We start from the raw sequence: 457 nt of genomic DNA, 5'->3' as shown, positions 1-457 counted from the left end.
GGGTAGAGAACACACTAACGCGAATTTCACTTAGCATTAAAAACGTAGCATTGTGAGTTACTAAGCGTTCCCCATACCGTGATGCGGTGCGTACAATCGCTAAAAAGCGAATAGTACCCGCTGGAGTAAAGTAATTCATTTGTGTACCGGCAATACCGGCTGCCGCCATTGAGGCTAAAAACCAGCCCGATATAGCCAGTAACCCCACATTAGCAAGTACTGTAATTGTGGCTAAAAAGGTACCCAACAACATAGCTTTGTAGTGAGGACGGCACAGTTTTAGTAAGCGAATAAAATTATGCATGAACTGCTCCTTGCTGTGCTGTTTGCAGTAAAGTGGCAAACTCACCATCTTCAGCCGCTAAGCTATTAAAGCAACCTTGCTGAGCTATTTTGCCATTGTGCATTACAATAAGTTGCTCAGCATTTTTGACTGTATTGAGCCGATGGGCAATAA

General features: G+C 43.5%; 1 pseudogene. It reads right to left on the bottom strand.

Features of this window, described 5'->3' with window-relative positions:
* Window positions 1-304 (bottom strand): annotated as a pseudogene (locus AAEY62_RS20335) (thiol reductant ABC exporter subunit CydC); the annotation flags it as partial.
* Window positions 305-457 lie beyond the last annotated feature (153 nt).

Source organism: Pseudoalteromonas sp. GW168-MNA-CIBAN-0100, assembly GCF_040309225.1.
GTDB lineage: Bacteria > Pseudomonadota > Gammaproteobacteria > Enterobacterales > Alteromonadaceae > Pseudoalteromonas > Pseudoalteromonas arctica.
This window is presented reverse-complemented; position numbering and strand designations above follow the sequence as displayed.